Annotated in this window: 12 protein-coding genes and 1 pseudogene; 8 read left to right on the forward strand and 5 right to left on the reverse strand. The window is 40.4% G+C overall.

Annotated elements, in window-relative coordinates; translation table 11 throughout:
• Positions 1-760: 760 nt before the first annotated feature.
• The 7 genes and pseudogenes from ACYVAA_RS21005 (at position 761) to ACYVAA_RS21035 (ending at position 6125) form a co-directional block, all read left to right on the forward strand.
• Positions 761-1147: a single-stranded DNA-binding protein gene (locus tag ACYVAA_RS21005; protein WP_460545606.1), complete on the forward strand. Its 387-nt coding sequence runs from the start codon at positions 761-763 to the stop codon at positions 1145-1147.
• Between the two features lie 30 nt (positions 1148-1177).
• A pseudogene (locus ACYVAA_RS21010) lies at positions 1178-1636 on the forward strand (DUF932 domain-containing protein); the annotation flags it as partial.
• 195 nt (positions 1637-1831) lie between these two features.
• A complete protein-coding gene (locus ACYVAA_RS21015; protein WP_460545608.1) occupies positions 1832-2113 on the forward strand; it encodes a helix-turn-helix transcriptional regulator in 282 nt (93 codons plus the stop codon).
• Between the two features lie 104 nt (positions 2114-2217).
• Positions 2218-3435 (forward strand): virulence-associated E family protein, encoded by a 1218-nt coding sequence (locus ACYVAA_RS21020; protein WP_460545610.1) that lies wholly within the window; start codon positions 2218-2220, stop codon positions 3433-3435.
• Positions 3436-3650: 215 nt separating this feature from the next.
• The gene (locus tag ACYVAA_RS21025) at positions 3651-4514 is read left to right on the forward strand and encodes a toprim domain-containing protein (protein ID WP_460545612.1); all 864 of its coding nucleotides are present in this window, start codon (positions 3651-3653) and stop codon (positions 4512-4514) included.
• Between the two features lie 101 nt (positions 4515-4615).
• Complete coding sequence (gene mobC, locus ACYVAA_RS21030; protein ID WP_460545614.1) at positions 4616-4960, forward strand: plasmid mobilization relaxosome protein MobC; 345 nt, start codon at positions 4616-4618, stop codon at positions 4958-4960.
• Positions 4950-6125, forward strand: a complete 1176-nt coding sequence (locus ACYVAA_RS21035) for a relaxase/mobilization nuclease domain-containing protein (protein ID WP_460545616.1) — start codon at positions 4950-4952, stop codon at positions 6123-6125. The genes mobC and ACYVAA_RS21035 overlap by 11 nt, the downstream gene beginning before the upstream one ends.
• A 29-nt stretch (positions 6126-6154) precedes the next feature.
• On the opposite strand, the gene ACYVAA_RS21040 is transcribed toward ACYVAA_RS21035, so the two are convergent.
• The 4 genes from ACYVAA_RS21040 to ACYVAA_RS21055 form a co-directional block, all read right to left on the reverse strand.
• The gene (locus ACYVAA_RS21040; protein ID WP_460545618.1) at positions 6155-7174 is read right to left on the reverse strand and encodes a type II toxin-antitoxin system HipA family toxin; all 1020 of its coding nucleotides are present in this window, start codon (positions 7172-7174) and stop codon (positions 6155-6157) included.
• Complete coding sequence (locus ACYVAA_RS21045) at positions 7171-7500, reverse strand: HipA N-terminal domain-containing protein (RefSeq protein ID WP_460545620.1); 330 nt, start codon at positions 7498-7500, stop codon at positions 7171-7173. The genes ACYVAA_RS21040 and ACYVAA_RS21045 overlap by 4 nt, the downstream gene beginning before the upstream one ends.
• A complete protein-coding gene (locus ACYVAA_RS21050; RefSeq protein ID WP_460545622.1) occupies positions 7497-7712 on the reverse strand; it encodes a helix-turn-helix domain-containing protein in 216 nt (71 codons plus the stop codon). The genes ACYVAA_RS21045 and ACYVAA_RS21050 overlap by 4 nt, the downstream gene beginning before the upstream one ends.
• A gap of 192 nt (positions 7713-7904) precedes the next feature.
• Positions 7905-8555: a hypothetical protein gene (locus tag ACYVAA_RS21055; RefSeq protein WP_460545624.1), complete on the reverse strand. Its 651-nt coding sequence runs from the start codon at positions 8553-8555 to the stop codon at positions 7905-7907.
• Positions 8556-8883: 328 nt separating this feature from the next.
• On the opposite strand from ACYVAA_RS21055, the gene ACYVAA_RS21060 reads away from it, so the two are divergent.
• Positions 8884-9027, forward strand: coding sequence for a M48 metallopeptidase family protein (locus ACYVAA_RS21060; protein ID WP_460545626.1), 144 nt, complete (start codon positions 8884-8886; stop codon positions 9025-9027).
• A 115-nt stretch (positions 9028-9142) separates the two neighbouring features.
• On the opposite strand, the gene ACYVAA_RS21065 is transcribed toward ACYVAA_RS21060, so the two are convergent.
• On the reverse strand, positions 9143-9628 hold the full coding sequence (locus ACYVAA_RS21065) for a hypothetical protein (protein WP_460545628.1): 486 nt from the start codon (positions 9626-9628) through the stop codon (positions 9143-9145).
• Between the last annotated feature and the right edge of the window lie 136 nt (positions 9629-9764).

Raw genomic sequence — 9764 nt, forward strand, 5'->3', positions numbered from 1 at the left:
GGGTATCCTGTATGACAGATAAGGGTTGATTGTATAAAGTGATCGTTGATCGGGGCTTTTCTTTTTCTCCGCAATTACTAAATATAACTGTGAGTAGTACGAAAAAAAATAACGTGGGACCGATAGTGGGAGTTTTCATAGTTATCGGTGTTTGTGGCTGTTGGTATATATAAACTAGAGCAGTATAAAAAACTGATTTTATTCGATACTAGGTTGTTAATATAGCTTAAACCCAATGCCCTTACATCACTGGTTTCAGTGATTTTTAGATTTAGGTAAAACTACCTGTTTTCGAGTACCGCCCGAACCTCTTTAAAGTAGGTATATGGTATTGGAGGGTAATGGTCGCCGTCTCCTGTGGACCGGGCTGTTTATTACGATCTTTTCTGTGAAAAGGATCTTCATGTCCATCCCATGACGGTTTTTTCCAGACTGTTTTGAAATGACATCATAAGGTGTTTTTCATTCGAAACGGAACAAAAGGCAGCTAATGTAGTGCGCCCCCTCCCGTACATACCCGGCCAAAAGACTACCGTATAAACACATGCCGGTCTTGTCTTTTTTGTTTGTTCTGGCATTTTTCCTGTCCGCATACCCTTCCTTTATTCAGTTTCCTTTTGGCCTTTCCCACTGTGGGCTGCACTGGATTCCTGCTTTCTTTTTTTCCGTTTTTTCTTTTGAAAAACAGCGCTTTTCGGGAGTAGACGGATAAAAAGGACGAACTGTTAAACAATTATTCATTCTTAAAAAAACAGGAATTATGGAAATCACAGGAAGACTGACAGCGGACGCAACCGTCCACCAACTGGAAGATGAACGCAAGGTGGTCAATTTCACCATTGCCATCAATGACCGCTTCAAGACCCAAGCGGGCGAAGTTAAGGATGTAGCCACCTTCATTAGGTGTGCATACTGGATAAGCAGCAAGGTTGCCGAATGGCTGAACAAAGGTGCAATCGTACAGCTATATGGGCGCATCGGTGTGGATGCCTACGTCAATGGTAATGGTAAGGCATTGGGCAATCTCACCTTTCATACCAATAACATCAAACTGGTAGCATCCGCGAACAAAAAGAACGGACAACAGCAGAATGGTAAATCTGAACTTGAAGTAACGGTGGAGGAAACTGAAGACCTACCATTTTAATCCAATTCATCACTTAAACAATAAAAGAACATGTCACACAATATCAATTTCAATGAAGCAACAGGGAAACACAGCTTTTTCTCGGTACAGCAAAAAGCATGGCACGGATTGGGACAGATCGTAACTGACCATCCCACCAGTGCGGAAGCCATTATTCATGCAGGACTGGATTTTGAAGTGGAGAAAAGAAAACTGCTTACCAAAGCCGATAAGTTACTGGCAGGGGATGATGGTTTGTTGGTCGGTTCGGAAGAACTGAACGTACCCGACTATTTCGCCACGGTATGCACTGATAATAATGCAGTATTGGGCGTAGTGGGTAAGGATTATCAGGTAGTGCAGAACTGTGATGCCTTTGCCTTTTTTGACAGTATTGTCGGTGGTGATGGTATCGCCTACGAGACGGCAGGGGCTTTGGGAAAGGGCGAACGCATCTTTATTACCGCCAAACTCCCTGACTATATCCGTGTGGGTAAGGACAGTCGTGTTAAGAATTTCCTTTCCAAAATTTTAATACTATCTGTTCAAAAAATTAAAGGGAACTTTCAAAAAATTAACGGATGATTGGCTTATGAACAGTAATTTAGATTGAAATCTAACTTTTTTTGAAAACTTGGGTATACCCGGATTAACTACCCAAAAGATAGTTTAGGCAAGTTTGGAGCGTAATCAAACAGTTATGCCATGAACGATGTAATCTTAACACAAATTGACAAGGAGGTATTGGTAGATGAAATCGCTGATGCTGTAGTTTCTCGGCTTTCGGGCGTTTTACCTGCCCAAGAGCCAGAGGATGAATTGATCCAGATCCCTGAAGTCATGAAGCTTTTGGGTAGGTCGCGCACCACGATCAATAATTGGAGAAAGGAAGGATTTTTAAGGGAGCATGTCTTTAATACCAGGGTTTATTTTAAGAAGTCGGAAGTCATGAATGCAGGTAGGCAAAAGAACGGCTTAAAAAAGTAAAGGTAGGCCTTTTAGAGTCTGCCTAGTCTTTTGTCAGAAACAGTATTCTATGTGCTCGCTATTTAGTACTGTTTTTCCTTCATGTTCAATTGATTAAAGCCGCAATGATGAGACCCCATAAAAAAGTCAAGGAACTTGACGATGGCTCGAATTCTTCCACGGTACGAATGATCAAGTATTTGATGTCCAAGTATGATTTCATCAATAACATTGTGTTGAATGAGGTCTTTGTCAGTGAGAAAGAAACAAACCGTTACCATCCGGTCAATCCTAATACACTATACATTGAAGCGAGGGCAGGAGGTTACAGGACTTCGGTCGGGGAAATATCCTCTTTTCTCAGTTCAGACTATATCCCTTCGACCGATCCCTTTATAGCCTATTTTGAAAAGTACAGGGCATTATGGAACCTGGAAGAGCATGGTGATTATATCGGCCGATTTGCTTCTTATATCCATGCAGAGGATCAGAAGAGGTTTAATGTACAGTTTAAGAAATGGTTGGTACGCTGCGTGGCCTGTAGCATTCGGAATGATTATTACAACAAACAGGCTTTCATCTTTATCCAGGACAAGCAGAACACAGGGAAGACCACGTTGACACGTTTTCTAATTCCTCCCGAATTGGGGGAGTATTATGCTGAAAATATCTCGGTGGACAAGGACAGCCTGATTGCACTCTGCCAGAACTTCGGGATCATCCAGGATGAACTATCCTCCCTTTCCCGTGCAGAGATTAATTCTCAGAAAACTCTGATGAGTAAGTCTTACATAAAAGTTCGTCATCCTTATGACCGCAAAGCAAAGATGGAGCCTAGAAGGGCCTCTATCTGGGGTAGTACCAATAAAGCTGAATTCCTGACAGATGAAACAGGAAGTGTCCGCTGGCTTTGTTTTCCTCTTAAGGGAATTGACTGGGACTACAAAAAGGACATTGACATCAACATTGTTTGGTCACAGGCCTATCAGCTACTGCATTCCAGTTTCAGATTTGAAATGACCCGGGAGGAGATTGAGGAGAATGAAAGGGCCAATGTCTTTTTTAGTTCCATCACCGTGGAATTTGAACTGGTTCAGAAATATCTGATGCCGGGAACTAAAGAGGATCCATTTATGACCGCATCGGATATTGTCACCATGTTGACCGCTCTTGAAGAAGGGAAGGTTAGAATCAACAGGCAGGAGGTAGGGAAGGCACTTAAAAGATTGGGGTTTGAGCAGTGTTCCAAGCGTGGTCACCATTCATCGGTATATCCCAGAAAGGGATATTATGTTAAAATAGAGAATCAGGGTACTACTTACTACAATGGATTTAACCAGTAGAAATACAGTGTTTTAAATGTAGTAAGTAGTTGAAAGAGGAAACTACTACAGCACACTACATAGCTTCTGGGATTATTCTGTGGTAACACCAGAAGAAAGGTTATACACTACAATTTTTCCTAAGAACACTCCTCAATATTTGTTAGGAGGCAATTTGTAGTATGTAGTAACCGTAGTAGACATATTTTACATTTTCACCATTTAACAACCTTACCATGAACATCAAACGAGTCAATGAGCTTTCCTTTATTGCTTTTCTGGAAAAGCTTGGAATCAGTCCTTCTAAGGTTTCGGGGGACAGTTATTTCTATCATTCCCCGTATAGAAAAGAAAATACACCTTCCTTTAAGGTCAGTGCCTCCAAGAATCTATGGATTGATTTTGGAGATGATAATTATGGGGGCAAGTTGCTTGACCTGGTCATGAAATTGAAACCGGGCATATCCGTTTCCGATGCTCTTCAATACATCGAGTCGATAACGGATAATTCCCTTTCTTTTCAACCACAGAAACCTTTAAAAAAGGAGCGTGAGCATAAAATAGAAATCCGGTCGGTAAAATCCATTGGAAGCAATCCAGCCTTAACGGACTACCTTCTTCACCGGAAGGTAAGCGTCGAGACCGCATCCAGATTCTGTGTGGAAGTGTATTATTCCTTAGGAGGCAAAAAGTATTTCGGGATCGGAAATAGGAACGAGAACGGCTGGGCCATTCGGAATGCCTATTGGAAAGGAAGCAGTGCCCAGGGTATTAGCTACTATCCAGGAGAAGGCAACAACCTTCATATGTTCGAAGGAATTTTTGACCTGCTCAGTTTCTACGAGCGCAACCAAAAAGAAGTGAAGCCAGATGACTTCTTAGTTCTCAATTCCCTGTCTAATATGGATGCGGCAAAGAAGATTTTGGCAGGATTTCCACGGGTCAACCTTTACCTTGACAACGATATACAAGGCAAGGCCTGGACAAAAAGATTGTTGAAAGACTTCAGCCAATGCACTGACCAATCAGCCAACTATTTGGGGCATAAAGATCTAAACGATTACCATCGAAAGTCAAAAAGTGTTGGCATGCGAAGGTAGAAACGTTTTACAAGTCGTAGCGAAGCAAGCCATGTTTTGGTCAGACCAAAACGGCTTGCTTCGCTACGCTCAGGCTGAAATTCACTCCGTTCATTTCACTCATGGGAAGACCAAAGAAACCCGCAGACCAGAAGAGAAATATAAAGTTTACTTTCCGGATGACCGAAGAAGAGGTCAGGGTACTGGGAAGTTTATGCGAGGTGGCATCGATGCCTGCCGCTGACGTGGTCAGGGCCTGCGTGTTCAAAAACAGGTTGCCCAAGGCCAAGGTCGCAAAACTGGATAGGCAGACCTATGTGGAGCTCAAAAGAATTGGTAATAATATCAACCAGATAGCCAAACAACTCAATTCAAAATTTGAGGTGCCAGCGGGCAGGATGAAAGCCATTGATGCTCTTTCCGAAAAACTGAATCAGATCATCATACTGCTACTCCATGATCGCTAAACAGTCCATCGGCAAAAACTTTATGGGAGCACTGGATTATAATCTTAAAAAATTGGTGGTCAAAGATGAAGGAAGACGTGCTGAAGTCTTGGAAACCAACTTCACCAGTTTGGAAAAGGACATGGTGCAAAAAGAAGTAGAGCTCATGAAAAGCATGAATCCACGGCTAAAACGGAACACCTACCACGTCAGCCTAAGCTTTGGCAAGGAGGAAAAAATATCAAATGATAAGATGTTGTCCATTGCGGATGAGTACCTGAAAGGCATGGGCTTCGATGACAATGCCTATTTTATTTTCAGGCATCATGATGCCGACCATCCTCATTGCCATTTGCTGGCACTGAGAAACCGGTTTGATGGAACCGTGGTCTCGGACAGCAACAATTACAGAAGAAGTGAAAGTCTGGTGCGCAAACTGGAAAAGAAATATGGGCTGCAGCAAGTAAAGAGCAGCAAGGAGGCCAAAGTCAAGGCACCCAATAAGGATGAGATCGAAATGGTGATGAGAACCGGTAAACCCTCCAAGAAAATGGTGCTGCAGCAAATTATTGCAGAGGCCTTAAAACAGACCAATACCATTGAGGATTTTATCCATGAAGTAGAGGCTTCAGGAGCCAACCTTTGGTTCAACCAAGCCAGCACTGGCAGGGTTTCAGGAGTGGCTTATTGTTATGATGGTTTTAAGGCCAAAGGACAATCCCTGGGCAACCAATTCAAATGGAAGAACATCGCAAATACCTTACACTATGAGCAAACTAGAGATCGCCAAGCAATTGGCCAGGCAAACGCAAGAACAACATCAAAATACCCAAGAGGGCTATCAGGAAATGGTCAAAAAACAACTCGAGTTTATGGGATACATTCCCAAGATGCAGGACAGTCTGCTGCACATCAGCAGAAAACTGGACAGACAGAACGATCAGATCGAGACCAATTATCAGTGCGGGATCAAAATGAATTCCAAACTCGAGGTGATAAAGATGGAACTTCAATACCAGCACGAACAGCAACAAAAGATCGAAAAGAAATTTACCTTAGTCATCAAATTGTTGGTGGTACCATTGATATTCTTGATCTGCTGCTTAGGCCTGTTCCTGATACTGGGGAGGTAAATTCAGTTCCTCGTAAGAAAAAGAAGAGGCGGAAAAGGGGTAGGGGGATTTAAGATGGTGATTTGAAGAGAATGGTGAACTGTCAGGTTTTATGGTTAAATGAGTAGTTGAGGGAGTTTAATCGATTTTGATAGGTTTGTAAATAGATTTTTTTTGCTTCTTCACTCAGAAAACTTCTGGAAATTAAATCTTTAACCTCTTTGTGCTCAGTTTTGAAATCCCCTAAAATCTTCAGTGCCCTTGTCTCTAGAATTCCTAATCTTATTCCAAATTCAAGGAAATCATCGTACGCATAAAACCCATTGGCTTTGTAGCTTTCGGTCTCATAATCGTTTTTGAAAAGCCCATCTTTTAAAGCGAGTTCTGGGTCTTTTACATGGAGTCGGGAATTTGTAAGGTCATAGGCAGGACTCAATTGGTAATCTCCTGCAGGGGTTTCCAAAAGGCTGAAGTTTTTCAGGTGGGCATCTCCATTGGAAAACAGGAAATTAAACAGTACTAATTTATAGAAGTTTTCCATAGCTATGGGAGCAGCAGCGGCATATTGTTTAATGAGGTCTCCGATACCCTCATAGCTGTAATTGTATTTGAATTCATCACCATCGGTTTCCTTTGTTTTACCCGCTAGTGTGGCAAAATCCTCGATCCCTAATTTTCTTCCGTTTTTTAATACATCAAACCTTTTGGTGAGATAAGCGGGTTCTCCATTTTGAAAGAATATCAAGGCATTTTCGGCGGTTGTCAACCCATATACTTGCTTGGCTATCTGCATGGTCAGGTGCTCATTTGCGGGAACCTGGTCCACTCTTTCTAAATCTCTAGGGATTGGTTTAAGGATATAAGTGCCTTGTTCACCTATTTTGGTCAAGCGGATAACTCCTTTATCCCAAATGACAGATAATTTTTCTTGGACTCCGGAAATGGATATTCGTTTCCGATTATCCATCAAGGCTGCCATTTCCTGATCATTATTGGACTGGTGGCTCTGGTAAGGTAAAAAATGGCTTGTTTTTTTACCTTCGAACATATGCCTGATGCATCGGCTACTATAAGTCTCGTGATCGGGTGCTAGTGTGCCAGGGCAGTTGGTAATCTTAATCATGGTTCATTTATGGGGTGGACAGTGATGGGGCCTATGGTTTCTTTGTCAGCGGTGCGCAATAAAAGTCCAAAGTAATCAGATTCGTCAATCTGGTATTGACGGGCTTGGAGCTTTAAGTTTACACCTTCGGAAAGCATATTGAAAAAGAAAGGAAATAGGTGTTCTGATCGATAATCTTTTTGGCTTTTGGGCAAAGTAAGGCTAAGCGCAGGTTTTTGGGGATCATCAAACCAGGTCTGGTCATATGAAAAGGTGTACTTTTCAGGGCCTTCTTTGGTTAGCCAGCCTACCAATTCTCCGTTTCTTAATACCTTGGCCCTTTTCATCGATCAGTTACTTTTTTGACAGCTATTGAAATTTCCAGTCCCAGGATATTGGCAATTTGGTTTAAAACCCTTATCGAAGGATTGGCCTCACCTCTTTCGATTTTGTAGAGGGTGTTGATGCTGATTTGGGCCATTTCCGCTAGATCTGGCTGGGTGATGTCCAACATTTTGCGACGCTCCCGAATGCTATTTCCGATCTCATTAATTGTCATTATAATGTGATTTTTGATAAAAATAGCAAAATGTTGATTGTAAATCAATATAAATCACATTATAGTGTGAAAATAGATGTGTGTCCTATTAATTTGATGGGATATGTTAGTGTTTTTCACAGTATAATGTGAAAAATAATTTGTGTTTTGATAATTGTCAATTGATAATTTCAATTAAGAAAGGGGATATTTCTACTTATCCTCACTTCTCACATAAATCAAATGGCAAGCATCCAAAACCAGATGAAATACCATATCATAAAAATAATGGTCCCTTTTGAGTTCATAAGAAGGCTTTAAGTCCCCTAATGTGCAAAGACTCCAATCGTTCAAAACAGACAACAGCTTTTTTGGTTTGGGGTCGATGAAAAGCATCTTTAGGTTGAGGAGTGGATCTAAGGAATCTTTCGGGTCAGTGGAATAAGGTAAATAGGGTAGGATATGGGAAAGCTTTCTGCTCTTTTTTAAAACTGCTTTGGGAACCAGATTGGATTTCGAGATGGTTTTTACCTTCAAGTGTGGGTGGTTTTCCTGTGAAATCAGAAATGCCGCTTCAATCAGCTTGGCGAAATCCTGCTTAAAATTAAATGCATGGCCTACAGATTCCCAGTAAGTAACCAGTCCCCCATGAATAATTTTTATTGATAAGGCACCCAAAGCGGCCCTGGCTTCTGGTAAGGTATATTGCTGTGTGAAAAAATGGGTAAAAAAGGCGGGTAAATCTTCTTTCTCAGATTGGGAAAGGAGGGAGGGGATATAGATCTCCTCATCTGAGGCAAAAACCTGATCGGCAATAATGGTCCGGCTATTGTTTCCTGTATTGAAATTATTGATCACTAGCATAGCTTAAAAGTTTAGATGAAATATGGGGATAATTTCATTTTTAACCAGGAGCTAGAAAATTCTCTAAGAGGATAATTTATTCAAGGCCTTTTGGATGGTATTAGGTTACCTTCTACGATATAGTAAACAAAACTAGCTTAATTATTTTTCCTAGGAGATAGCTAGAGCTCTTCAATAATTATTAAAGAAAATAAAATATAGAATAATCATGGTTACAAAAAAAAAATAGAATTTGAGGCATTTATACGCATCAACAGTAGCCTAGAATTTCTCCAAAACAGAAAGGTACTGCTTCCTTAAGTTTTTCTCAAACCATCGTTTAATCCGAATGCAAAAAGGTTGGGGGAGTTGCGCCCCAAAAGGAAGGATCATACTGAATCCGGAGGTCATCAAGACCCCATCAAAATGCATTGAGTATGTAGTCATCCAAGAGCTATGCCACTTGATCTACTCCAACCACAGCCTTTTATGAGCTGCAATCCGAAATGATTTCCGATTGGGAAAAGAGGAAATTAAGGTTGGAGAAGGCTTTGGTTTGATATTAGGAAACCATATTGTTTATGTATATGGTTTTTAACCGGATAGATTTATAATTTCAGTTCAAACATGTAGAACCGATAAACTTTAACAGCCAAAATAAAGACTGTCCATATGTAAATACAGGTGAAAAACGAATAAAAACTTAATCCTAAGTTATGAAGAATTCCTTGATATTTATAAGATACAAAATAATCTATTGTGATGCCTAATGAGATTCCTCCTAAAAAAATAAAAATGGAAATTATTACTAATAAAACTATCGAAGTAAAAAGAGTGTCAGCAAATTTTATGTACCTTAATCTATTGTGGATATCTGATAAATTATATTTATCATTTTCCGGCAGAAATTGTACTTCTTGAAAAGCTTTAAAGGTTAAACCTAATTCATTCAAAATCCCAATTAACTCCTGTTTTTTCTTTTTTGAAGCCTCAAACATTAAAAAGGTAAAGGAAAATAAAATTCCACTAAATAAGGCTATAAATGTGCCGATAACTCCTATTAAATCCGGATTAACTGTTGCATAAAATCCCACTGCTAATGAAGCTATTATAAAACACCCAACCAAATAAATACTGTTAATTGGAGTCAGGAGACTGTAATCTAAACTCTGTCTGAGACTTTGAAAATCAATTAAAGTTCATAAGATAGAGATATGAGAGAAGAACAAG

This window comes from Echinicola sediminis (genome assembly GCF_054777495.1).